Here is a 24,097-nt window from a genome sequence, read left to right as displayed (position 1 = left end):
CCGACGAGGAAGGGTTGCCGTCACCTGTTGGCGACCACGGATGGTCAGAAAACGACATGTCGATGAGGGGGGCGACCTCAGTCCCGGGTGCGGACGACCTCGGCGAGCGGGGTCGCGGGGCGGCCCGTGAGGCGGGGCACGGCCTCGCTGACCCCGTCGAGCTCACCGGCGGCGACGGCCGTGTACGTCGACACCCAGGCGTCGAGCTGCCAGCGCGGTGCGCCGTAGGAGGCACGGGAGGCGTACGCCTCCTCGACCGTCTCCTCCCGGTAGGTGACGGTGCGACCCCGCGCCTCGGAGAGGATCACCGCGGCCTGCGCGAAGGTCAGCGCGTCGGGCCCGGTCAGGTCGTGGACGCGTCCGGCGTGGTCGGCCGGCCGGGCCAGCACGGCGGTGGCGGCGTCGGCGACGTCGTCCTGCGAGACGAACGCGGCACGCCCCTGCCCGGCAGGACCGCGGATGACGCCGTCCTCACCGGCCAGATCGGGGACGAACTCCGCGTAGAGGTTGTCGCGCAGGAACGTGTACGACAGGCCCTTCGCGCGGATGTGTTCCTCGGTGTGGAAGTGGTCGCGGGCGAGGGTGAAGGTGGCGTCGGGTGCGGCGCCGAAGAAGGAGAGGTAGACGAGATGCTCGACGCCCGCCTCCGCCGCGGCGTCCACGAAGGTCCTGTGCTGGGCGAGCCGGTCGGGGCTCTCGGAGGCGGACACCATGAACACGGTCCTGGCGCCGCGCAGGGCGCGGACGACGGCGTCGTGGTCGCCGTAACCGCCCTGGACCGGCGTGGCGTCAGGCAGTCGCGGTGCCCGCTCGGGGCTGCGGGCCAGCAGCCGCTGGGCCACTCCCCGCGCGGCCAGGCGGCGGGCGACGCGACCGCCGATCCGGCCGGTGGCTCCGGTGATCACCAGGGTCGGCAGGGGGGAGTCGGTCATGACATCACTTCCGTACTTCTGTCGGTCCGCTGCGGGCGGGACGAAGGCTTCCTCCACGAGCGGCGATGCGCCTGGGCGCGTCGCACCGCAATGGGCCGGCCCTCATCGACGGGCCGGACGCGCCGACGGCCGGCCCGGTTCCACCCGGAGGCGTACGACGTCACGGTCACGCCCGGGGCCGGGCGCCCGGCCCCAGCCGGGCGGTGACCTCCCCGGGGCCGAGGGCGGAGTGTTCCGCGGAGCACTCGACGACGACCCGGAGCGGCGCGCCGCAGTCGGTGTGGCGCACATCCAGCACGGGCTCCTCGGAGTCGAGGGTGTACGCCTCGCCCCACTGGCTCAGCGCCATCAGGACGGGCCACAGATCCCAGCCCTTGCGGGTCAGGCGGTACTCGTTGCGGGGGCGGCTGCCCGGTTCCCGGTAGGGGACGGTCCGCAGGACGCCGGCCGCGGTCAGCTTGCGCAGACGGTCGCTGAGGACGGCCTCCGACAGGCCGATGTGCCGGTGGAAGTCGTCGAAGCGGCGGACCCCGTTGACGGCGTCGCGCAGGATCAGCAAGGTCCACTTCTCCCCGATCACGTCCAGCGTGCGCTGGACGGGACAGTTCTCCGTGCTCGCCTCAAGCCACTCCATCCCGCCATCGTAGGGCCCTGGCTTCTTCATTGACAGTCAGGTGGGGCGGAGGCTAGCTTCACCTGCAAAAGTCAGAGGAGGCGCACGGCCGTGGGACGTACACGTACGTATGAGTGGGAGGATCCGGCGATCCTGGCGGACGCCGCCGGACGCATGGCCGGGATCGACTTCCTGCGGGAGCTTCAGGCGGGACGGTTGCCGGTACCGCCCGTCAGTCGTGCCGTCGACTTCTCCCTGGTCGAGGTGGAGCCCGGCAGGGCCGTTTTCGCCCTGACGCCCGGCGAGGAGCACTACAACCCGATCGGCAGCGTCCACGGCGGGATCTTCGCCACCCTGCTCGACTCGGCGGCGGGGTGCGCCGTCCAGTCCACTCTCCCGCAGGGCATGGCGTACACCTCGCTCGACCTGACGGTGAAGTTCCTGCGGCGGATCACCGCGGACACGGGCACGGTCCGTGCCGTCGGCACGGTGGTCAGCGGCGGCCGTCAGACCGCGCTGGCCCAGGCGCAGTTGTTCGACGCGAGGGACCGTCTCCTCGCCCACGCCACCAGCAGCTGCCTGCTCTTCCCGGTGCCTCGCCCCCAGAGCTGACCCGGCGCCGTACGGGACCGGACCTCCCGTCGCCGCCCGCCGGAAGGCCGCGCGCCGGTCACCCGGCGGCAGGGGTGCGAATGGCGGCGATGTCGAACTGGAGGCGCACCTTCTCGCTGACCATGGCGCCGCCTTCGGCCAGCCGCGCGTTGTACGTGAGGCCCCATGCGGAACGATCGATGGTGGTGGTGCCGTCGAAACCGGCCCGTTCATAGCCGAACGGGTCGGTGACATGTCCTATATAGGTGAGTTCGAGGGCCACGGGACGAGTGATGTCCCTGATGGTGAGATCGCCGGTCATGCGATAGACGTCGGGGCCCGCGAGCTGTACGGCGGTACTGATGAACCGCATATGTGGATAGGTCGCCGCGTCCAGGAAGTCACGGCCGGTCACATGCGCGTCGCGTTGTTCCACTCCGGTGTCGATGCTCGCGGTGGACAAAAGGATCTCGGCCCGTGAACGGGCCGGGTCCCGGCCGTCGAAGTAGAGCCGGCTCCGGTATTCCGTGAATGCCCCGCGCACGGTGGTGACCAGTGCGTGCCGGACGGAGAAACCGATACGGCTGTGCGCCGGGTCGATCATCCAGTCACCGGTCAGCGCCGCGAGGGAGGGATGCGGCCGGCCGACGGAGGCGGCGGTGGGGGAGCCGGCGGGGGGTTGCTGAGCTGTGGGGGGAGCCGGGCGTCGTGGGGATGCGCCGCGGGTGAACAGGTTCATGGCTCACGTAGTTACTCCACGGCGGATATCGCCGCAAGCCTTCCCCGTGAGCGGTGACGGATCGAATCAGGACCGAAAGGCTGATACGCCGTCATCGGACCACCGGCGGGTACAGAACCCACACATGGCCGCCACGTCACGGTCAAGTGAATTCACCGAATTGGGCGGACGGTTCCGTATCGGACGCGCTCGACGAAATCGGCTCGATCGGGAGGGGATCGCGAAGACCGCCGTCGAGAAGGGCGCCGTCGAGAAGTGTGCCGTCCAGAGGAGCGCCAGCGAAAACGGGTCATCGCCCGCGCCGATGCGATGACCCGTCGACGTCCATGTCCGCGCCGAGTCCCTCGACGCCCGCGAGGGGACCCCGGGCGCGGCCACCGCGGTGCCGACGGAGGGAGCCGATCGGCGGTCGGTTCCATGCGGCGGGTTGCTCCCCGTGTGGGTCGTGGCCCGCCGATCGCCGCCGGGCATCCCGCCGCCGAACCGGAGAGACGCCACGTCTGTCGACCTTTTTGCCGACGTTTCTGTTCGCTTCTGGGATGAACTGCGGTATTGGCCCCGTCTGTCGACAGCCACCAGGGGGTTTCCGGTGTGGACCATCAGGGGGCGGGATAGTGTCGACACCGTTGCGTCCGCTGTGAGCCGGGACAGGCAGGGAGAAGTGCCGCATGGGCGATCAGGACACGCACCTCGTGCTGGAGCGCCTCCTGCGGCTGCGGGACAGACGTGAACCGCTGGTCGCGCAGATCGCCGGATGGGTCGGCGCAGGCATCATCGAGGGCAGGCTGGAGCCGGGTCGGGATCTCAACAGTGTCGATCTGTCACGCCGGTTCGAGACCAGCCGTACGCCCGTCCGCGAGGCGCTGATGCTCCTCGAACAGGAGGGGCTGGTCGAGATGAAGGCGCGGCGCCGTCCCAGGGTGGCCGCGCCGACCCCGCAGGACATCCGTGACATCTACCAGGTGCGCAAGAACCTCCTGTCGATGCTCGCGGGCCTGCTCGTGGAACGGGCCGACGACGAGGAGCTGGCCGAGCTGCGCACCCGGGTCGAGCGGATGCGCGGCCTCGCCGACGACGGTGACGTGGACGGGTACTTCTGGAACCACGTACTGCTCCAGGAGCGGATGACCGAGATCGCCGGCAATCCCACGCTGAAGCAGATCCTGGACTCCCTGGCCCTGCGCACCCTGATGCTGCGGCGGCTCAGCCTGACCCGGGCCGGCCGGCTCGCGCACAGCGTCGACGACCAGGAGCGGCTGCTCCAGGCCTGCGAGGAGCGTGACGGGGGGCTCGCCTCCGCCCTGATCGCGGGGGCGACACTTCGGGCGCAGCGGGCCGTGGAGGAGCAACTGGAGCCGGAGGGCGCGGCACGTGGCCGCAAGCCCGCGCGCGGCCGCCGCGCCGCTTCGTGACGCCCTGGGATTTCCGTGCACCGGCCGGGAGTCCGGCGATCGCGTGGACCCCTGGAGCCGGAGACCCTGCGCGAAGTCTTGACGTGTACTTGACGTAGTGGCTTCATGGGAGCGCTCCCACATGTCGTCAGCCCCTATGTGGCCCCCACATGCCACCGCTCATGTCCTCCGCACTCCGCCCCACCTGTCCTCCGCACGCCCCCACCCCTCTGTCGCCTGAGTTCTTGGGCCTCACTCCTGGAGTCGCAGTGAGAACCACAACAACAAGGAGCACGACGAGCACGACAGCGCGCGCGAAGCGCAGCACGAAACACCCCCTGGGCATGCTGCTGGCCGAACTCGCGGCCCTCCTCGGCCTGGTCCTCGTCGGCGCCCTCTGCCCGGTCGCCGCCCAGGCCCAGACCCGCGCGCCCGACGCGCTCGCCACCGGCCTGCACATCAGCGACGGCCGGCTGGTCGAGAGCAACGGGAACGACTTCGTCATGCGCGGCGTGAACCACGCCCACACCTGGTATCCGGGCCGGACGCAGCAGTCCCTCGCCGACATCAAGGCGATGGGGGCCAACGCGGTGCGCGTCGTCCTCGCCGACGGCCACCGGTGGAGCGCGAACAGCGCGTCGGACGTGACGACGGTCGTCGCGCAGTGCAAGGCCAACCGGCTCATCTGCGTGCTGGAGGTGCACGACACCACCGGGTACGGCGAGGACACCGCCGCCGGCACGCTCGACCAGGCGGCCGACTACTGGATCGGCCTGAAGAGCGTACTGGCCGGCCAGGAGGACTACATCGTCGTCAACATCGGCAACGAGCCCTGGGGCAACACCGACCCGGCGGGCTGGACCGATCCGACCATCGCCGCGATCAAGAAGCTGCGCGGCGCCGGCCTCCAGCACACGATCATGGTGGACGCGCCCAACTGGGGCCAGGACTGGCAGGGCGTCATGCGTGCCAACGCCCGGTCCGTGTACGCCGCCGACACCACGGGCAACCTGATCTTCTCGATCCACATGTACAGCGTGTTCGACACGGCGGCGGAGATCACCGACTATCTGAACGCCTTCGTCGACGCCGGACTCCCGATCCTCATAGGCGAGTTCGGCGGTCCCGCCGACCAGTGGGGCGACCCCGACGAGGACACCATGATGGCCGCCGCCGAGCAGCTCGACCTGGGCTACCTCGCCTGGTCCTGGAGCGGGAACACCGACCCGATCCTCGACCTGGTGCTCAACTTCGATACCGCGCAGCTCACTTCCTGGGGACAGCGCATCTTCAACGGCGTGAACGGCATCGCGCAGACCGCCGAGGAGGCCACGGTCTTCGGTGGCGGCACCCCGGGCGACACCCAGGCCCCGACCGCCCCGGGCACCCCGACCGCCTCCGGTGTGACGGCCACCTCGGCGACGCTCACGTGGACCGCCGCCACGGACGACGTCGGTGTCACCGGTTACGACGTCGTACGGATCAGCGGCTCCACCGAGACCGCCGCGGCCGCTTCGACCACCAACTCGGCCACGGTGACCGGCCTGACCGCGAACACCGCGTACTCCTTCGCCGTCTACGCCCGCGACGCCGCCGGGAACCGTTCGGCGCGCTCCGCCGCGGTGAGCGTCACCACCGGCAGCGCGCCCGCCGTGGCCTGCTCCGTCGGCTACCGCGTCGTGGGGGAGTGGCCCGGTGGCTTCCAGGGCGACATCACCCTGCGCAACACCGGTACCACCGCGATCAGCGGCTGGAAGCTCGCCTTCGCCTTCGCCGACGGGCAGACCGTCACCACCATGTGGGGCGGGACCGCCACCCAGAGCGGCGGCTCGGTGAGCGTCACCCCCGCCTCGTACACCTCCACCGTCCCGGCCGGCGGGTCGGTCACCGTCGGCTTCATCGGCAGCAAGGGCGCGACGAACTCCGCGCCGACCGCGTTCACGCTCAACGGCGGTGCCTGCGCCACCACTTGACCGGAATCGCCGCCGACCGCCTCCGCCGACCGCCTCCGCCGGTCTTCAGCACCGGTCTCCAGCACCGGCGGGGGAGGCGGCCGGTGCGGCCGGGTCGGCCGTTTCCGCTGGTCCGGCCGTTCCGGCTTGCCGGGGCGCCATGGCGCACCCCGTAGGGTGTGCCCATGTCCACGACGCCCCGCTGGCTCAACGCCGACGAACGACGAGCCTGGCTGGCCTACATCGACTTCTCCACCCTGCTCGCCGACCACCTCAACCGGCAGTTGCGACGGGACGCGGGGATGACACACGCCGACTACAGCCTGCTGGCGTATCTCTCCGCGGCCCCGGAGGGCACCCTCGGGATGTCCGAGCTCGCGCAGCGTCTGAAGATCACCCGCAGCCGGCTCACCCACGCGGTGAACCGGCTGCGGGAGGCCGGTCTCGTGGACCGCAGGGAGGACCCCGCCGACGGCCGGGGCCAGCTCGCCTTCCTCACCGACCAGGGCAGGACCCTGCTGGAGGAGGTCGCCCCGGGGCACGTGGAGGCCGTTCGCCGCGCGGTGTTCGACGCCCTCACTCCCGAACAGGTGCGCCAGCTCGCGGACATCGGGGAGGCCATCCGTGAGGCCCTGGTCCGGGCCGAGAGCACCGAGGCCGACTCCGCCACGCTGCCCTGGCGACGCCGGTAGCGGATCTGCCGGGCCCGGGACGTCCGGCAGGGCTGTTCCGGCGGGTCGTTCCGGCGGAGTCGGAAGGGCTCGACCGGGCCCGGCCGGACCCGGCCGGCCCGCGGAAACGCTGATCGCCGCAAGGAATCGGTGACGGATCGAGAAGAACCGGCCGACGGTGCGTACCTGGGGGTACCGGGGGGCCGCCCGCCCCTTCGACCACGCCACCGATCCTAGGGACGTACCTCGTGAACGCAACCGCCGCCATCGGCGTCACCGGCCTCGGCGTGATGGGCCGCAACCTCGCGCGCAACTTCGCCCGCAACGGCTACACCGTCGCCGTCCACAACCGCTCCGCCGGTCGTACCCGCGCGCTCGTCGAGGAGTTCGGCCACGAGGGCGCCTTCGTCCCCGCCGAGTCGGCCGCCGACTTCGTGGCCGCGCTCGAACGCCCCCGCCGACTGATGATCATGGTGCAGGCGGGCGCGGTCACCGACGCGGTCATCGACGAGTTCGCCCCGCTCCTGGAGCCGGGCGACATGATCATCGACGGGGGCAACGCGCACTACGCCGACACCCGCCGCCGCGAGGAGGCCCTGCGCGAGCGCGGTCTCCACTTCGTCGGCGCCGGTGTCTCCGGTGGCGAGGAGGGCGCGCTGAACGGGCCCGCCGTGATGGTGGGCGGCTCGACCGAGTCGTACGACGTCCTCGGCCCGATGTTCGAGTCCATCAGCGCGAAGGTCGGCGGCGAGCCCTGCGCCACGCACATCGGCACCGACGGGGCCGGGCACTTCGTCAAGATGGTGCACAACGGCATCGAGTACGCCGACATGCAGCTCATCGCCGAGGCCTACGACCTGCTGCGCCAGGTCGCCGGCTACACCCCGGCGGAGATCGCCGACATCTTCCGCGGCTGGAACGAGGGCCGACTCGGCTCCTACCTGATCGAGATCACCGCCGAGGTCCTCGCCCACACCGACCCCACCACCGGCCTGGCCTTCGTCGACGTCGTCGCCGACGCCGCCGGCCAGAAGGGCACCGGCCGCTGGACCGTGCAGACCGCCCTGGACCTCGGCTCCCCGGTCACCGCCATCGCCCAGGCCACCTTCGCGCGGGCCTCCTCCGGCCAGAGCGCGCTGCGCGCCGCCTACGCCGGCCTCCCCGGCGGCACCACGCCCCCGCTCAGCCGCACCGAGGCCACCCGCTTCACCTCACAGGTCGAGCACGCCCTGTACGCCTCGAAGGTCATCGCCTACGACCAGGGCTGGAAGATGATCCAGGACGCCGCCGGCGAGTTCGGCTGGAAGATCGACCTCGGCGCGGTCGCCCGGATCTGGCGCGGCGGCTGCATCATCCGCGCCTCGTTCCTCGACCGCATCCGCGCCGCGTACGCCGCAGACCCGCACCTGGTCAGCCTGCTCGGCGAGATGGAGTTCGCGATGGAGATCACGGACGCGCAGGTGCCCTGGCGCGAGACCGTGGCCTCGGCCGCGCGCCGCGGCATCCCGGTGCCGGCCTTCTCGGCGGCGCTCGCCCACTACGACACGCTGCGCGCGGAGCGGCTGCCGGCCGCCCTGCTCCAGGGCCAGCGCGACTACTTCGGCGCCCACACCTACCAGCGCACCGACCGTCCCGGCGCCTTCCACACCCACTGGTCCGAGGCCGGCCGTCCGGAGACGTCGGCCTGACACACGGGAGTGGGGCGCCCTCGGCCCAGGGCGCCCCACTCCTCCTGCGTGATCTTCTGCCGGCTTGCGCCGCCGTCGGCTCAGACGCCCGTCGCCGGGTACGTCGGGTACTCCACCCCGGAGACGTGCTGGACGACCCGGACCACCTGGCAGGAGTAGCCGAACTCGTTGTCGTACCAGAGGTAGAGGATCGCGTTGTCGCCGTCGACCTTGGTGGCGCCGGCGTCGATGATCGAGGAGTGGCGCGAGCCGATGAAGTCCATCGAGACCGCGTCCGGCGCCGTGGTGAAGTCGATCTGGCGCTTGAGCGGCGAGGTCAGCGACACCTCGCGGAGGTACTCGAGGACGTCCTCGCGGGTCGTCTCCCGGCCGAGGCGCAGGCTGAGGATCGCGATCGAGACGTCCGGCACCGGCACCCGGATCGAGCTGCCGGTGATCGGCGCCTTGAGGTCGGGCAGCGCCTTGGCGACGGCGGAGGCCGCGCCGGTCTCGGTGATGACCATGTTCAGCGGCGCCGAACGGCCGCGCCGGTCGGCCTTGTGGTAGTTGTCCAGCAGGTTCTGGTCGTTGGTGAACGAGTGGACGGTCTCCACGTGGCCGCGCAGCACACCGTACTCGTCGGCCATCGCCTTCAGCGGCGGGACGATCGCGTTGGTGGTGCAGGACGCGCAGGACAGGATCCGCTCGTCCGGCTTGATCGTGTCGTGGTTGACGCCGTGCACGATGTTCGGCACATCGCCCTTGCCGGGCGCGGTCAGCACGACCTTGTCGATGCCCGGCCGCAGGTGCTTGGCGAGGCCCGCGCGGTCCCGCCACTTGCCGGTGTTGTCGATCAGGATGGCGTCGCGGACGCCGTACGCCGTGTAGTCGACCTCGCTCGGGTCGTCGGCGTAGATCACCGTGATCTCGTTGCCGTTGGCGATGATCTTGTTGTTGGCCTCGTCGACCGTGATCGTGCCCTGGAACTGGCCGTGCACGGAGTCGCGGCGCAGCAGGGACGCGCGCTTGACGAGATCCTGCTCGCCGCCGCCGCGCACCACGATGGCGCGCAGCCGCAGGCCGTTGCCGGAGCCGGACTTCTCGATGAGCAGCCGGGCGACGAGCCGGCCGATGCGGCCGAAGCCGTACAGCACGACGTCGCGCGGCTCGCGCCGGTCGATCTTGTTCGCGCCGGTGGCACCGGCCACGGCCTCGGCGGTGAACTCCGCCACCGACAGACCCCGGTCGTCGGCCCGGTAGGTCGCGGCGAGCATGCCGATGTCGATCTGCGACGGGCCGAGGTCGAGCGCGGTGAGGGCGTCGAGGAAGGGCAGCGTCTCGGTGACCGAGAGCTCCTCACCGGCGATCTGGCGGGCGAACCGGTGGGTCTTGAGGATGCTGACCACCGACTTGTTCACCAGGGAGCGGCTGTGCAGCAGGACGGTCACGTCCCGCTCGCGGTGCAGCTTCCCGATCATCGGGATCATCGACTCCGCGATCTCCTCGCGGTTCTTCCAGTTGGTGAACGAATCGTCGTTGAGCGTCACGGGCCTATCTTTCGAGCTAGGTGGCGCTCATATGCTAACCCTGCGGTGTTTCGATCATTGAAGCGGCCCCGCGCTCAGCTGTGCACCCGCGACGGGACGCCATCGGGAGACCCGTCGGGAGACGTGCGAGAAGCCAGGGGAGAGACCTCTGAGGGGCCCCGGGAGACCTCCGGGACGCCTCCGGGAGGTCTCCGGGAGACCCCCGGGAAGCCTCCGGGACGTTTCGGTGACACCGGAGGTGCCGACCGGGGCCGCGACCGCACCTCGGCCGCCTTCCCATGGGCCACACGGATCGCACGGTTCACCCGGATGTGTGCCGGGCGGGTGGCGGTGAGGCCCCGGGGCGCCGACGGGGGATTGAGCGGTGGACGGTCGGGTACGCGTGGCCGGACCGCCGCTACCGGCCCGCTACCAGGGGAGATCGTCATGGAGACACCCGCGCACGACCGCGTCAACAACCCCGCCGCGCTGGCACTGGACGCGCTGGCCCGGGACACCGAGGACACCGCCGCACTGGACACGCTCGCGCACTGCGACGTCCTCGTGCCCGTCCCCGACGACGCCCTCGACGAGGACGTCACCAACCCGGCCACCGTCGCGCTGCCCGTCCTCGAACAGCCCGGTGGGTCACCCGTGGTGCCGGTCTTCACCTCCGAACCGGAGATGGCTGACCTGCTGCCGGAGGTCGCCCGCTACCGGCTCGTGCCCCTCGGCGCGCTCGCCGCGCAGTGGCCGACCGGTGAGCTGTCTCTCTCCATCGACGCGGCCGGCGACCATCCGTTGACGCTCACCTCGGAGGGGGTCCGCACCCTGCTGGCCCGCTGACCCGCGCACGCCCCCCGGACCGCCGACCGGGCTCCCCCGCGCCGGGGGAGCCGGGCGGTCCCGCGCCCCGGGGGAGCCGGGTGGTCCCGTGCCTACGACCCGGTCAGCATCCGGCCCAGTACCGCCCGCTGGAGCGGCAGCACCTCGGTGTGCAGATCGCGGCCCTTGCGGGTGAGGGAGACCCACACCCCGCGCCGGTCCTCCACACAGACGGAACGCTCGACCAGGCCTTCCTTCTCCAGGCGGCCGATGAGCCGGGACAGCGCACTCTGGCTGAGGTGCACCCGCCCGACGAGGTTCTGCACCCGGCAGTGGTCGCCCTCCCGGGGCGTCTCGGAGGCGAGGATGTCGAGCACCTCGAAGTCGCTCGCTCCGAGGCCGTGCGGATGCAGCACGCGATCGATCTCGCACATCGTGCGCGCGTGCACCGACAGGATGTCCCGCCACCGCTCTTCGAGGCCCGCCCCGGCCGTCTTCGCTGCCATACCTGCACGGTAACACCGGAACGGCGATTCATTGAGTGTGCAACTAGTGCGGGCGCAAGCGGTTCGGGCCGCCTCAGGCGGCGGGGTCCTGGAGCAGACCCACCAGATTGCCGTCGGCGTCCTTCACGAAGGCGATCAGCCGGCCCCCGCCGACGTCCTGGGCGTCCTGAAGCAGCTCCGCCCCGGCCGCCACCAGCGCCGCGAGCCGCTCGCGCAGGTCCGTGACATGCCAGTACGGAACCGGTCCGGTCATGCCCTTGCCGTGGCCGTTCGGGTCGAGGCCCACGTCCTGCCCTTCGGCCTTGTAGCCGACGTAGTACGGCTCGTCGGCGTACGGCTCGACCCCCAGCAGCGCGCTGAACAGGGCCTTCGCCCGGTCGAGGTCCTTGACGGGGTAGATGATCGTCTGAAGGCCGGCGGTCATGGCGTTCTCCTCGGTGAGGTGCGGTGCGGTGCGCGGGAACGGTTCGTGCTCCCGCACCACTCACGCTAGGCCGGGGAGCCGCGGACGGCTTCTCCGATCCTGACCGGTTCGGCCCGCACCGGCCGCTCGGCTACGTCGACTCCCGCTTCACCAGCTCCGTCGGCAGGATCACCGCCGCCGGGTCCTCGCCCCCTATCTGGGCGAGGAGCACCCGGACCATCTCGTTGCTGATCCGGTCCCAGGGCTGCCGGATCGTGGTGAGGGAGGGGCTGGCCGCCGTCGCCGCCGGGGAGTCGTCGAAGCCGCCGACCGCGACGTCCTCGGGCACCCGCCGGCCGGCCCGGTGCAGAGCCGTCAGCACGCCCTGCGCCATCAGGTCGGAGGCGACGAACACCGCGTCGAGGTCCGGCGCCTGCGCCAGCAGCCGCTCGGCGCCCGCCTCACCGCTGGCCCGGCTGTAGTCGCCCGGGACGACGATGCTCTCGTCGTAGTCGACGCCCGCCTCGGCGAGCACCTCCCGGTAGCCGGCGAGGCGCTCCACACCGCCGGGGGTGTCCAGCGGGCCCGTGACCACGCCGACCCGCCGACGGCCCTGCGCGAGCAGATGGCGCACCATGTCCCGGGCGCCGTCGCGGTCGTCGGCGGCCACATAGCTCACCTTGGACCCGATCCCGATCGGCTTGCCGCACGCCACCAGCGGCACACCCGCCTCACGCAGCTCGGTGGCGATCGGGTCCCCGGAGTGGCTGGAGACCAGCAGCACCCCGTCGACATGTCCGGCGGTGATGTACCGCGTGATGCGCCGCCGTTCGTCCTCCGTCCCGGCCAGCATCAGCAGGAGGGGGATGTCGTGCGCGGCCAGCGCCTGCGTACAGCCGCGCAGCAGGACATTGAAGTTGGGGTCCTCGAAGAACCGCTCCTGGGGCTCCGTCAGCAGGAAGCCGACGGAGTCGGAGCGGCCGGTGATCAGGGAACGGGCGTGCCGGTTCACGACGTAACCCGTCCTGCGGATGGCGGCGTTGACCGCCTCGGCCGCGGCGGGGCTCACATAGTGTCCACCGTTGAGCACGCGCGAGACGGTGCCCCGGGAGACTCCCGCCTCCCGCGCCACGTCGTGGATGGTCGGCGGTCTGCGCCGGCCCCCCGCACCATTGTTCATGGTCATGACTTTACGGCTCCGGACAGCAGGTCCAGGCTCCAGAACCGCTGAATGACCAGGAAGAGCGCCACCAGCGGGATCACCGCGAGGAACGCGCCGGTGATCACCAGCGTGTAGAGCGCCGGGGTGTTGGCGCCCTGTTCGAGGAGCGTGAACAGACCGAGGGTGATCGGGAACTTCTCGTCGTCACTGAGCATGATGTACGGCAGCAGGAAGTTGTTCCATATCGCTACGAACTGGAACAGGAACACCGTCACCATGCCGGGCACCATCATCGGCAGCGCGACCCTGGTGAAGATCCGCCACTCGCTCGCCCCGTCCATCCGGCCGGCCTCCACCACATCGCTCGGCACGGCCGCGGCCGCGTAGATGCGCGCGAGGTAGACGCCGTAGGGGGAGAGGATCTGCGGCAGCAGCACGGCCCAGTAGGAGTCCGTGAGGTCCGCCTTCGCCATCAGCAGGTACTGGGGGATGGCGAGGATGATCGGCGGCATCAGCACACCCGCCAGCAGGACGTTGAACAGTGACTCGCGGCCCCGGAAGCGGTAGGTCGCCAGCGCGTAGCCGCTGAACGCCGACACGGCCGTCGACAGCAGCGCGCCGAGCACGGCGTAGAGGCCGGAGTTGGCCATCCACCGCCAGTAGATGCCGTCGCGGTAGGCGTTGAGGTCGTGCACGTTGTCGGTGAAGCCGCTGCCCGGCAGGAACGTGAACGTGGAGAACAGCTCACTGCCGGACTTGGTGGACGCGATGACCACCCACGCCACCGGGAGCAGGCAGTAGACCGCGCCCAGCAGCAGCGCGATCGTCGGCACCAGGGCGATCCGGCCGCGCAGCGGCGGACGGCGGCGGGCGGTGCCCTGGGTGCCGGTGGCCGAGGAGGCCTTCTGGACGGCGAGAGAACTCATCGTGCCCCTTCATGACTGGCGTCCTGCTTGTTGCGACGGTTCGCGGCCCGCAGGAAGCCGAAGGAGAGCACCAGCGTGGCGAAGGCGATGATCACGGCCTCGGCGGCCGCCTGGTAGAGGTCACCGGTGCCGAACGCGTCCCGGTACACCTTCATCAGCGGACTCCAGGTCGTGGACACGGAGTTGGTGAGCGGCTTGAGGGTGGTCGGCTCGTTGAAGACCTGGAGCGTGGCGATGATCGAGAAGAAGAAGGTGAGCACCAGCGAGGGCGCCACCATCGGGATTTTGATCCGCAGCGCGATCTGCGTCGGGGTGGCGCCGTCGAGCTTCGCCGCCTCGTACACCTCGGCCGGGATGGCCTGGAGCGAGGTGTAGATGACGATCATGTTGAAGCCGGTGCCGCCCCAGACCGCGATGTTCGACAGGGCGAGGTAGAGCGGGCCGCCGTCCAGCAGGTCCGGCTGCGGCAGACCCAGCTTCTCCAGCACGAAGTAGAACGGGCTGACGTCGGGCAGATAGAGGAAGCCCCACAGCAGCGCCGCCACCACGCCGGGGATGGCGTAGGGCAGGAAGATCGCGAGCCGGGTGAACGGCGCGAGCCGCACCTTGTCGGCGTCGAGCATCAGCGCGAGCAGCAGCGCCAGGCCCAGCATCACCGGGACGACGATGCAGCCGTAGCCGAGGACGCGCAGCGCGCCGTCGAGCAGCTCGCTGTCGGTGAAGGCGGCGGTGTAGTTCCCGAGGCCGGCCCAGACCTCCCGCCGCGCGCCCGAACCCAGGCCGAGGCCCGAGACGTGCACCTTGCGGAAGCTGAGCCACAGCGCGTACCCGATGGGCAGCGCGAAGAACAGGGCGAACAGGAGCGTCGCGGGGAGCAGGAAGGCGTACGGGGCCCCCTTGACCCCGTACGACCTCCGGCGGTGTGCGGTGGTCACTCGGAGACCTCGAAGCCCTGCTTCTTCATGTCGGCGACGGTGTCCGCCTGCATCTTGTCCAGTGCGGCGGAGAAGTCGGACTTGTCCTTCGCGGCGGCGCCGAAGGCGTCCTTGAAGGTCGTGTAGGCGACGTTCACGTTCGGGCCCCAGGCCGACGGCGCCGTGGTCTTCGCGATCTTGGCGGCCGTGGTGTAGAAGTCCGCCTGGTTCGAGAAGTAGTCCGGCGGGGTGGTGAAGGCGCCGCTGAGCTGGGCGGAGGTGGAGGCGGGGTAGATGCCGCTCTCCTTGGCCAGCGCGTTGAGGGCGTCGCCGTCGGTGTTCAGCCAGGCGGCGAACCTTGCGGCGGCGTCCTTGTGCTCGGAGTCCGTCGTCACGGCCGTGGAGGATCCGCCCCAGCTGCCGGTGACGTTCTCGTCGGCCGACCACTGGGGGAGCGGGGCCATGGCCCACTTGCCCTTGGTGTCGGGCGCGGCGGTGGTCAGGGTGCCCGGCGCCCACACGGCGGAGACCCAGGCGATCTGCTTGCCGGTGTTGAGCGCCTTGTTCCAGGCCGGCGTGTACATCGGCTGGTTGTCGATGGCGCCCTCCTTGACGAGGCCGCCCCAGAAGTCGGCGACCTTCTTGGTGGCCGCGTCGTTGATGCCGACGTTCCACTTGTCGCCGGAGGTGGTCCACCACTTGGCGCCGGCCTGCTGGGCGAGGCCCGCGAAGAGTCCGGAGTCGTTGGCGGAGAACGTGGTGAGGTCCGTGTCCGGAGCCTTCTCCTTCAGCGCGCGGGCGGTCGCCGCGAACTGCTCCCAGGTCGTGGGGACCGTCAGGCCGTACTTCTCGAAGAGGTCCGCGCGGTAGTAGAACATCATCGGGCCGATGTCCTGCGGCACCGCGTAGACGGCGTCCGTGCCCAGCGTGGTCTGCTGCCAGACACCGTCGGCGAACTTGCTCTTCGCGTCGCCGACGTTCTTGCCTATGTCCGCCAGCGCGTCATTGCTGACCAGCGTCGGCAGGGCCTGGTACTCGGCCTGGACCAGGTCGGGGGCCTTGCCCGCCTTGTGCGCGGTGAGGATCTTGGTGACCAGCGTGTCGCCGGACGCCTGCTTCTTCACCGTGACGGTGATCTGGTCCTTCTTGCCCTCGCCCTTGTTCCACAGGTCCACGACCTTGTCCATGCCGGGCGTCCACGTCCAGTACGTGAGCGAGACCGGCCCGGACTCGGCGCTGTCCTCGTCGGACGAGCCGCAGGCGGCGAGTGCGGTGGCGCCGAGGGTGGCGGCGAGGGTGGCAGCCGCACCTCTGACAAAGAGCCGCCGACGCTTCGTGTTGGGCATGGATCTCTCCCCTGACCTGGGTTCTCGCCCGGTGCGAAAACCTGCCATGCGATCGCATGGGCGGGCTCCTCGCCCGTCGCGAGAAGCCGCCCTGCTGTCTGTGAGCGTTCACAGTAGAGAAACATCCCGGACACTTGTCAATGGTTGTTGCTGTGCGGTTATGTTGGGCTCCGAACGCCGCCGCCGTGTGTGCACGTTCCCAAATGATCGATTACACAGGAGAGATCCATGCCGGAGACCAGCCCCAAGGGCCTCACCAGGCTCGCCTTCGGTGGGGACTACAACCCCGAGCAGTGGCCGGAAAGCGTCTGGCAGGACGACGTCCGGCTGATGCGCGAGGCCGGCGTCACCATGGTGAGTGTCGGGATCTTCTCCTGGGCCCTGCTGGAACCGTCGCCGGGGGAGTACGACTTCGGCTGGCTGGACCGCGTCATCGGCCTGCTGCACGACAACGGCATCCGCGTCGACCTGGGCACCCCGACCGTGGCGCCGCCGGTCTGGTTCTACCGCGAGCATCCCGAAGCGCTGCCCGTGACCCCGGAGGGCGTGCGCTACGAGTTCGGCTCCCGGGCCGCCATCTGTCACAGCAACGCGGACTACCGCGCCGCCGCGGCGAACATCACCACCCGTCTCGCCGAGCGCTACGGCGACCACCCGGCGCTGGCGATGTGGCACGTGCACAACGAGTACGGCGTGCCCGTCTCCGCCTGCTACTGCGACTCCTGCGCCGCCCACTTCCGCCGCTGGCTGGAGACCGCCTACGGCAGCGTCGACGCGGTCAACGACGCCTGGGGCACCGCCTTCTGGGGCCAGCGCTACGCACGCTTCGAGGACATCAACCCGCCGCGCGCCACCCCCACGGTCGGCAACCCCGGGCAGGCGCTCGACTACCGGCGCTTCGCCGACGCCACCATGCGCGAGAACTTCCGCATGGAGCGGGACATCCTGCACCGCCTCGCGCCCGGGGTCCCGGTGACGACCAACTTCATGACCGCCCTCAGCCAGTGCGACTCGGTCGACTACTGGGCCTGGGGCCGCGAGGTCGACCTCGTCACCAACGACCACTACCTGATCACCGACGGCCGCCGCACCCACGTCAACCTCGCGATGGCCGCCGACCTCACCCGCTCCGTCGGCGGCGGCGCGCCCTGGATCCTCCTGGAGCACTCCACCTCCGGGGTGAACTGGCAGCCGCGCAACCCCGCAAAGGCGGCCGGTCAGATGGCCCGCAACTCCCTCGCCCATGTGGCCCGGGGTTCCGAGGGCGCCATGTTCTTCCAGTGGCGCCAGTCCCGGCGCGGCGCCGAGAAGTTCCACTCGGCGATGGTCCCGCACGGCGGCACCGACACCCGTGTGTGGCGTGAGGTCGTCGAGCTCGGCGCCTCGCTCGACTCCCTCACCGCGATCCGCGGCACCCGCACCGAGGCCGACGTCGCGGTCCTGTGGGACTGGCACTCCTGGTGGGCGCAGGACCTCGCCTGGCGGCCCAGCGAGGACGCCGATCCGCGCGAGCGCGCCGACGCCTTCTACGAGGCCCTCTACGACCGCCACCTCACCGTGGACTTCGCCCACCCCGAGGCGGACCTCTCGGCGTATCCGCTGGTCGTGGTGCCCGCCCTCTACCTGATGACGGAGGCGGCCGGGAACAACCTCAGGGAGTACGTCGCGAACGGCGGCACCCTGGTCGTGTCGTACTTCTCCGGCATCGTCGACGAGCACGACGCCGTCCACGAGGGCTCCTACCCCGGCGCGCTCCGCGACGTCCTGGGCCTGACGGTCGAGGAGTTCTCACCGCTGCTCCGGGGCGAGAGCGTGCGCGTCACCGGCCCCGACGGCACCGCGCTCGACGGAGACGTGTGGACGGAATTCGTGGTGCCGCGCGGCGCCGAGACCGTCTGGACCTACGCCGACGGCCTCACCGAGGGCAGGCCCGCCGTCACCCGGCACCGGCTCGGCGAGGGCACCGCCTGGTACGTCTCCACCCGCCTCGGCCCCGAGGGCCTGGACGCGCTGCTCGGCCGGGCCGCCGAGGACGCGGCGATCGCCCCGCGCGCCGACCTCCCGCGCGACGTCGAGGTCGTGCGCCGCTCCGGCGGGACGGGCAGCTACCTCTTCGCCGTCAACCACACCGCCACCGACGCCAAGGTGCCGCTGGAGACCCCCGGCACCGAACTGCTGACGGGCGAACGCGCCGCCGGCCGCCTCTCGGTCCCGGCGGGAGCCGTACGGGTCGTGCGACTCGACGGCTGAGCCGACTCCCCCTTCGCCCGTGGAGCCGCGAGCCGCGGGCGGAGGGGGCCCCTCACACCGGAGGGAACCCATCCATCACGTCGAAGGGACGACGGACGACGATGTTCCATCCCAGACGCACACTCAGAACCCTGCTGCTGCCGCTCGCCGCGGGGCTCGCCCTCACGGTCCTGCCCGCGCAGACCGCGCAGGCGGCCGGCACGCTCACCAACGGCGGCTTCGAGACCGACGGTGCCGGCACCGCGACACCTTCCGGCTGGTCGACGTACTCGGCGGCCGGGCAGAACGCCGCCTCCTTCACCGAGGCCGGTGGCCACTCGGGCGGGTACCGCCTCTCGCACTACTCGGCCTCCGCCTACAAGGTCGAGACGTACCAGTACCTGTCCGGACTCACCAACGGGACCTACAAGCTCACCGCCTGGGTGCGCTCCGGCGGCGGCCAGAACTCCGCGTACCTGGCGCTGAAGAACTGCGGCGGCGCCGAGCAGCGGACCGCCCTGCCTGTCTCGGCGAGCGGCTGGATCCGCGTCGTCACCTCCGTCGCGGTGACGAACAACCAGTGCACCATCAGCGTCGACTCCGACGCCAACGCCGGGAACTGGATCAACGTCGACGACCTGACCTTCGCGTCGGGCTCCACCGGCCTGACCGTCAAGGGCTCGGACGTGTCGTCGCTCATCAAGAGCGAGGCCCTCGGCGGCGTCTACAAGAACAGCTCCGGCACCACCCAGGACGCGCTCGCCGTCCTGAAGAACGCCGGGCAGAACTACGCGCGCGTGAAGGTCTGGGTGAACCCCGCCGACGGCTACAACAACAAGGCGCGGGTCCTGGCGGCGGCCAAGCGCATCAAGGCGCAGGGCACGAAGCTCCTGGTGGACTTCCACTACTCGGACACCTGGGCCGACCCCGGGGCGCAGACCGTGCCCGCCGCGTGGGCGGGACACTCCTACAGCCAGCTGAAGACGGACGTCTACAACCACACCTACGACGTCCTCAACGCCCTCAAGGCACAGGGCACCACCGCCGACATGGTGCAGGTCGGCAACGAGATCAACGGCGGCATGCTGTGGTCCACGGGCTCCACCGACAACTGGTCGCAGCTCGCCGGACTGCTCAACTCCGGCTACGACGCGGTCAAGGCCGTCAACTCCGGTACGAGCGTGGCGCTGCACCTGGCCAAGGGCGGTGACCTGGCAGGCACCCGCTGGTGGTTCGACAACGCCGTCTCCAACGGCGTGAAGTTCGACGTCATCGGCCTGTCGTACTACGGGTACTGGCACGGCACGCTCGCCGACTTCCAGACCACCCTCGACGACGCCGCCTCCCGCTACGCCCGGCCGGTCTACGTCGCCGAGACGGCCTACCCCTTCCGGCTGGACAGCGAGGACTCGACCGAGAACATCATCGACCTGTCGAGCGAGCTGGTCCCGGGCTACCCGGCGACCGTCGCCGGCCAGACCCGGTGGATGAACGACGTGGCGAGCATCGTGGAGGCCGTCCCCAACGGCCGCGGCCTGGGCCTCTTCTACTGGGAGTCCACCTGGACCGCCGTCACCGGCAACGGCTGGGACCCGACCGACGCCGCCTCCGGCAACGGCTGGGAGAACCAGGCCCTGTTCGGCTACGACGACAAGGCCCTGTCCTCCATGTCGTGGTTCAGCCACCGCTGATCCGCCCTCCTCACCCGGAGCGGGGGTCCGGCCGCACCGTGCGGCCGGACCCCCGACCGTCTTCCGGACGTTCATCCGAACACCCTTGTGGAGCAAGGGTGTTCGATCCCGGCCAAGGCTCGCGGAGTGCGGGACACGGCGGCCCCGGCTGCGGAACAGTGGGACGACGCGGTGCCGGGGGAGCCCCGACCGCCGGGACGGAGGGGACGACGATGCTGAGGACTCCCGTGAGCGAGAGGCGACTGGACATACTGGAGTGGCTGAAGGAGCCTGCCCGGCACTTCCCGCCGCAGCGGCACGGCGACCTCGTCGAGGACGGCGTCACGGCGGACCTCGTCGCGGCGAAGCTGGGCGTGCGCCGCCAGGTGGCCGGCACCCACCTCGGTCTGCTCGCCGGCATCGGCCTGCTGCGCGCCAAGCGGATCGGCCGGCGCACCTACTACCGGCGCGACGAGATGCGCATCGCCGCAGTGGCGCGCATGTTCGAGAAGGGGTGGTGAGGGACGTCGGGAAGGGGCGGCAGAGGACGGAGGGTCCACCCTCCGGAAAGGCCCGGCAAAGGACCCCGGCCACGGCCCGCCGACACCGTGCCCGGCTGGGAGGATGGCCGCCTCCCCAAGGAAGGGCGGCCCCGATGGACCGTCGGACACCTCTCGTCCCCCTCAGGTACATCACCCTCCCCGGGCAGGGCCCCGAAGACGTCGTCGCCGACTCCAGAGGGCGGGTGCTCACCGGGGTGGCGGACGGGCGGATCCTGCGTGTCGACGGCCCGGACGACCCGCCCGCCGCTCGGATCGAGCACATCGCCGAGATCGGCGGCCGGCCGCTCGGTCTCGAACTCCTACCGGAGGGCGACCTGTTGGTGTGCTGCGCCGACGGCGCGCTGCTGCGCGTCGACCTCGAGGGAGGCACCGGCGACGTCCGGGTCCTGACCGAGACGGCGGCGGGGGAGCGGCTGCGCTTCTGCAGCAACGTCGTCGCGCTGCCCGACGGCACCGTCTACTTCACCGTGTCCAGCCGGGTGCACCCCCTGCGGGACTGGATGGGCGACCTCGTCGAACACACCGGCACCGGGCGCCTGCTGCGCCTCGAACCAGGCGCCCGGGACGCCGAAGTCGTCCTGGAGGGGCTCCAGTTCGCCAACGGCCTCGCGCGCTCCGGCGACGACTCCTTCCTGATCGTGGCCGAGACCGGCGCCCGCCGCCTCACCCGCTTCCACCTCACCGGTCCCCGGGCGGGCCGGGCCGAGCCCCTCGTCGAGCACCTGCCGGGGTTCCCGGACAACCTGTGGCGCGGCGCGCCCGACGGCCCGGTCTGGGTGGCGCTGGCCGGTCCGCGCGTCCCCCCGCTCGACCTCCTGCACCGCGCCGGCCCCGCCGCACGCCGTCGCGCCGCCCGCCTCGCCCTGAAAGCGCCGTACCGTCCCTCGGGCACGGTGGGGGTGCTGGCGGTGGACGACGACGGCCGGACCGTCCACCACCTCACCCGCCGCCGCTCCGGGTTCCGCATGGTCACCAGCGTCTGCGAGACCGGAGGCCGGCTGGTACTGGGCAGCCTCCGGGAGCGCGGCATCGCGGTCTGCGAGGCGCCCGTGACCAAGTGAGGGACGGCGTTACGCTGGTGCCCGGTCATGATCGGTCCGATGAGGCGGGACGGTCCCGGACCGGGCGGGAGACACACGGCATGACAGCTCCGGAGGCCGAGAACCTCCGCACCGGCACGGCACGGCGGCCCACCGGAGCCGGTCAGCTCCCGGTGGTCACCGTCGTGGCCGTCGGCGGCGGGATCGGCGCCGCCGCCCGCTACGCGGCCTCCCTCCGGTGGCCCACCCAGACCGGCGGCTTCCCCTGGACGACCTTCTGGGTGAACGTCGTCGGTTGCGCCGTGATCGGAGTCTTCCTGGTGGTGATCACCGAGGCGGTGACCGCCCACCGCCTGGTGCGGCCGTTCTTCGGCACCGGTGTGCTCGGCGGCTTCACCACCTTCTCGACGTACGCCGTCGACATCCGGAACCTGCTCGGCGAGGGCCGTCCCGGCACGGCCCTGGCCTACCTCGCCGCGACCCTGTCCGCGGCGCTCCTCGCCGTCTGGGCCGCGGCGACCGCGACCCGGCGCGTTCTCCTGCGGAGGCAGTGATGACGAGACCGACCGGCAGTGCCCTGCGGCTGACCGTCCTCGTCGGCGAGAACGACACCTGGCACCGCAAGCCCCTCTACACCGAGATCGTGCACCGCGCCCGCGCGGCCGGTCTCGCGGGCGCCAGCGTCTTCCGCGGTATCGAGGGCTTCGGCGCCTCCTCGCTGATCCACACCTCCCGGCTGCTCTCGCTCAGCGAGGACCTGCCGGTCGCGATCGTCGTCGTGGACACCGAGGAGCGGGTGCGGGCCTTCCTGCCCGAGCTCGACGAACTGGTGACGGAAGGCCTGGTGACCCTCGATCCCTGCGAGGTCGTCCGGTACGTCGGCAGGGGCGCAGACCCGGCCGGGGACCGGGCCGGAGATCGCGGCGCGAGCCGTGACGGGAACCAGGGCGATCCGGACATGAAGGGTAAGAAGTCGTTGTGAACTGGCTGGTGGTCGTCATCGGCGGCATGATCGGCGCCCCGCTGCGCTATCTGACCGACCGTGCGGTGCAGGCCCGGCGCGACTCGCTCTTCCCCTGGGGGACGTTCGTCGTCAACATCAGCGGCTGTCTCGTCCTCGGTGCCCTGACCGGCGCCGCAGCCGTCGGCCCCGACCTGCGATTGTTCCTGGGGACCGGCTTCTGCGGGGCGCTGACGACATACTCGACGTTCTCGTACGAGACCCTGCGGCTGGCCGAGTCCGGCGCGGGCCTCTTCGCCGCCGCCAACGCCGTCGCGAGCGTGGTGGTGGGTCTGGGGGCCGCGTCCGCCGGGGTCGCCGTGGGGCAGTGGGCGTGGTCGTAGGCGGTCCGGCCGGCACCGCGCCTGGTAGGACTGTGCACGACACCGGAGCGTCTACAACGCTGTCGACCGATTCGTCTCCTCAGAACTGGATTCCATGAGCGCCATCTCCGTCGGCCAAGCCGTCGTCCTCGGAGCCGTCGAGGGAGTGACCGAGTTCCTCCCCGTCTCCTCCACCGGCCACCTGAAGATCACCGAGGGCCTGATGGGCATCCCGGTGGACGACGACGCCGTCGTCGGCTTCTCGGCCGTCATCCAGGTCGGGGCGATCGCCGCGGTGCTCGTGTACTTCCGCAAGGACATCGTGCGGATCGTCTCGGCCTGGTTCCGGGGTCTGCGCAGCCGCGACGAGCGTCACCACCACGACTACAAGTTCGCCTGGTGGGTGATCTACGCGACGATCCCGATCGTCGTCGTGGGGCTCGCCGCCAAGCCGCTCATCGAGGGGCCGCTGGCCTCGCTGTGGGTGGTCGCCGGCTCGCTGATCGTCGGCAGCGGTGTGATGTGGGCGGCCGACCAGATGGGCCGCCACAAGCGCGGCGAGGACGACACCTCGTTCAAGGACGCGATGCTGGTGGGCAGTTCGCAGATCCTCGCGCTGCTCTTCCCCGGCTTCTCCCGCTCCGGCGCCACCATGTCCACCGCGCTGATGCTCGACCTGGACCGGGTGGCCGCCACCCGGCTGTCGTTCTTCCTCGGCATCCCCGCCCTGACCGGCGCCGGCCTCTACGAGCTGAAGGACGCCCTGGGCACCGGCGCCGGCGCGGCGCCCCTGGCCGTCGGCACGCTGGTGTCGTTCGTGGTCGCCTACGCCTCCATCGCCTGGCTGCTGAAGTTCGTCGCCAAGCACTCCTTCAACGCGTTCGTCATCTACCGCCTCGTCGTCGGTGTGGCGCTGTTCGGCCTGCTGGCCGCCGGGGTCCTCGACAGCTGAACCGGGGCCCGGAAGCCGGTGGCGGCCGCTCGGCGGCCGGCCGGCCGCGGGTCGGGGAAATGCCCTCGCCGTCCCCTCAGGGGCGGGAAGACGCCTTTCAGTCTTCCCGCCCCTGAATCTTCTGTTTCAGGCCGCGCCTTGACAGCGACGGCGGGT

Annotated in this window: 24 protein-coding genes; 14 read left to right on the top strand and 10 right to left on the bottom strand. The window is 71.0% G+C overall.

The features are described from left to right. Positions 1-77: 77 nt before the first annotated feature. Both AOQ37_RS21075 and AOQ37_RS21070 read right to left on the bottom strand, forming a co-directional pair. The gene (locus AOQ37_RS21075) at positions 78-932 is read right to left on the bottom strand and encodes an SDR family oxidoreductase (RefSeq protein ID WP_062646154.1); all 855 of its coding nucleotides are present in this window, start codon (positions 930-932) and stop codon (positions 78-80) included. Between the two features lie 166 nt (positions 933-1,098). Beyond that, entirely contained in the window at positions 1,099-1,566 is a 468-nt protein-coding gene (locus AOQ37_RS21070) for a winged helix-turn-helix transcriptional regulator (RefSeq protein ID WP_062646153.1), read from the bottom strand. A 90-nt stretch (positions 1,567-1,656) separates the two neighbouring features. Between AOQ37_RS21070 and AOQ37_RS21065 the strand changes: the two genes are divergently transcribed. Further along, positions 1,657-2,157, top strand: coding sequence for a PaaI family thioesterase (locus tag AOQ37_RS21065; protein WP_062646152.1), 501 nt, complete (start codon positions 1,657-1,659; stop codon positions 2,155-2,157). 58 nt (positions 2,158-2,215) lie between these two features. Here the strand turns inward: AOQ37_RS21065 and AOQ37_RS21060 are convergent, their stop codons facing one another. Then, positions 2,216-2,875, bottom strand: coding sequence for a YceI family protein (locus tag AOQ37_RS21060; protein WP_062646151.1), 660 nt, complete (start codon positions 2,873-2,875; stop codon positions 2,216-2,218). A gap of 668 nt (positions 2,876-3,543) precedes the next feature. On the opposite strand from AOQ37_RS21060, the gene AOQ37_RS21055 reads away from it, so the two are divergent. From AOQ37_RS21055 to gnd, 4 genes are all read left to right on the top strand, one after another. Next, positions 3,544-4,287, top strand: coding sequence for a GntR family transcriptional regulator (locus AOQ37_RS21055; protein WP_062646150.1), 744 nt, complete (start codon positions 3,544-3,546; stop codon positions 4,285-4,287). Between the two features lie 323 nt (positions 4,288-4,610). Next, positions 4,611-6,239 (top strand): cellulase family glycosylhydrolase, encoded by a 1,629-nt coding sequence (locus AOQ37_RS21050; protein WP_062646149.1) that lies wholly within the window; start codon positions 4,611-4,613, stop codon positions 6,237-6,239. A gap of 164 nt (positions 6,240-6,403) precedes the next feature. Beyond that, the gene (locus AOQ37_RS21045) at positions 6,404-6,910 is read left to right on the top strand and encodes a MarR family winged helix-turn-helix transcriptional regulator (protein WP_062646148.1); all 507 of its coding nucleotides are present in this window, start codon (positions 6,404-6,406) and stop codon (positions 6,908-6,910) included. A gap of 227 nt (positions 6,911-7,137) precedes the next feature. Further along, positions 7,138-8,577 carry an NADP-dependent phosphogluconate dehydrogenase gene (gene gnd, locus AOQ37_RS21040; protein ID WP_062646147.1) on the top strand — a complete coding sequence of 480 codons (1,440 nt, stop codon included), beginning with the start codon at positions 7,138-7,140 and terminating at the stop codon, positions 8,575-8,577. A gap of 80 nt (positions 8,578-8,657) precedes the next feature. On the opposite strand, the gene AOQ37_RS21035 is transcribed toward gnd, so the two are convergent. Next, entirely contained in the window at positions 8,658-10,103 is a 1,446-nt protein-coding gene (locus tag AOQ37_RS21035; RefSeq protein WP_062646146.1) for a glyceraldehyde-3-phosphate dehydrogenase, read from the bottom strand. 426 nt (positions 10,104-10,529) lie between these two features. Here AOQ37_RS21035 and AOQ37_RS21030 point away from each other — a divergent pair, with 426 nt between their 5' ends. Beyond that, on the top strand, positions 10,530-10,928 hold the full coding sequence (locus AOQ37_RS21030) for an SseB family protein (protein ID WP_062646145.1): 399 nt from the start codon (positions 10,530-10,532) through the stop codon (positions 10,926-10,928). A gap of 92 nt (positions 10,929-11,020) precedes the next feature. On the opposite strand, the gene AOQ37_RS21025 is transcribed toward AOQ37_RS21030, so the two are convergent. From AOQ37_RS21025 to AOQ37_RS21000, 6 genes are all read right to left on the bottom strand, one after another. Beyond that, complete coding sequence (locus tag AOQ37_RS21025) at positions 11,021-11,413, bottom strand: MarR family winged helix-turn-helix transcriptional regulator (protein WP_062646144.1); 393 nt, start codon at positions 11,411-11,413, stop codon at positions 11,021-11,023. Between the two features lie 73 nt (positions 11,414-11,486). Continuing rightward, complete coding sequence (locus AOQ37_RS21020; protein WP_062646550.1) at positions 11,487-11,837, bottom strand: VOC family protein; 351 nt, start codon at positions 11,835-11,837, stop codon at positions 11,487-11,489. Positions 11,838-11,967: 130 nt separating this feature from the next. Beyond that, positions 11,968-13,002 carry a LacI family DNA-binding transcriptional regulator gene (locus tag AOQ37_RS21015; RefSeq protein ID WP_062646143.1) on the bottom strand — a complete coding sequence of 345 codons (1,035 nt, stop codon included), beginning with the start codon at positions 13,000-13,002 and terminating at the stop codon, positions 11,968-11,970. Beyond that, positions 12,999-13,904 carry a carbohydrate ABC transporter permease gene (locus tag AOQ37_RS21010; protein ID WP_062646142.1) on the bottom strand — a complete coding sequence of 302 codons (906 nt, stop codon included), beginning with the start codon at positions 13,902-13,904 and terminating at the stop codon, positions 12,999-13,001. The genes AOQ37_RS21015 and AOQ37_RS21010 overlap by 4 nt, the downstream gene beginning before the upstream one ends. Beyond that, on the bottom strand, positions 13,901-14,839 hold the full coding sequence (locus tag AOQ37_RS21005; protein WP_062646141.1) for a carbohydrate ABC transporter permease: 939 nt from the start codon (positions 14,837-14,839) through the stop codon (positions 13,901-13,903). Before AOQ37_RS21005 ends, AOQ37_RS21010 begins: the two co-directional genes overlap by 4 nt. Continuing rightward, positions 14,836-16,164, bottom strand: a complete 1,329-nt coding sequence (locus AOQ37_RS21000) for an extracellular solute-binding protein (RefSeq protein ID WP_062646140.1) — start codon at positions 16,162-16,164, stop codon at positions 14,836-14,838. Before AOQ37_RS21000 ends, AOQ37_RS21005 begins: the two co-directional genes overlap by 4 nt. Positions 16,165-16,392: 228 nt before the next feature. Between AOQ37_RS21000 and AOQ37_RS20995 the strand changes: the two genes are divergently transcribed. The 8 genes from AOQ37_RS20995 (at position 16,393) to AOQ37_RS20960 (ending at position 23,941) form a co-directional block, all read left to right on the top strand. Further along, complete coding sequence (locus AOQ37_RS20995) at positions 16,393-18,414, top strand: beta-galactosidase (protein ID WP_062646139.1); 2,022 nt, start codon at positions 16,393-16,395, stop codon at positions 18,412-18,414. A gap of 101 nt (positions 18,415-18,515) precedes the next feature. Continuing rightward, positions 18,516-20,084, top strand: coding sequence for a glycoside hydrolase family 53 protein (locus AOQ37_RS20990; RefSeq protein WP_062646138.1), 1,569 nt, complete (start codon positions 18,516-18,518; stop codon positions 20,082-20,084). 212 nt (positions 20,085-20,296) lie between these two features. Then, positions 20,297-20,584 (top strand): hypothetical protein, encoded by a 288-nt coding sequence (locus AOQ37_RS20985; protein WP_062646137.1) that lies wholly within the window; start codon positions 20,297-20,299, stop codon positions 20,582-20,584. A 134-nt stretch (positions 20,585-20,718) separates the two neighbouring features. Continuing rightward, a complete protein-coding gene (locus AOQ37_RS20980) occupies positions 20,719-21,687 on the top strand; it encodes an SMP-30/gluconolactonase/LRE family protein (RefSeq protein ID WP_062646136.1) in 969 nt (322 codons plus the stop codon). An 80-nt stretch (positions 21,688-21,767) separates the two neighbouring features. After that, a complete protein-coding gene (crcB, locus tag AOQ37_RS20975) occupies positions 21,768-22,220 on the top strand; it encodes a fluoride efflux transporter CrcB (RefSeq protein ID WP_062646135.1) in 453 nt (150 codons plus the stop codon). Beyond that, positions 22,220-22,648, top strand: coding sequence for a DUF190 domain-containing protein (locus AOQ37_RS20970; RefSeq protein WP_062646134.1), 429 nt, complete (start codon positions 22,220-22,222; stop codon positions 22,646-22,648). Before crcB (AOQ37_RS20975) ends, AOQ37_RS20970 begins: the two co-directional genes overlap by 1 nt. Beyond that, on the top strand, positions 22,645-23,010 hold the full coding sequence (gene crcB, locus AOQ37_RS20965) for a fluoride efflux transporter CrcB (protein WP_062646133.1): 366 nt from the start codon (positions 22,645-22,647) through the stop codon (positions 23,008-23,010). The genes AOQ37_RS20970 and crcB (AOQ37_RS20965) overlap by 4 nt, the downstream gene beginning before the upstream one ends. Before the next feature lie 94 nt (positions 23,011-23,104). Continuing rightward, positions 23,105-23,941: an undecaprenyl-diphosphate phosphatase gene (locus AOQ37_RS20960; protein WP_062646132.1), complete on the top strand. Its 837-nt coding sequence runs from the start codon at positions 23,105-23,107 to the stop codon at positions 23,939-23,941. Positions 23,942-24,097 lie beyond the last annotated feature (156 nt).

Origin of the sequence: Streptomyces maremycinicus, from assembly GCF_001184025.1 — a bacterium.
Lineage (GTDB): Bacteria > Actinomycetota > Actinomycetes > Streptomycetales > Streptomycetaceae > Streptomyces > Streptomyces maremycinicus.
Note: the sequence above shows the minus strand (reverse complement) of the source record. Positions and strands in the feature narration are given on the sequence as shown.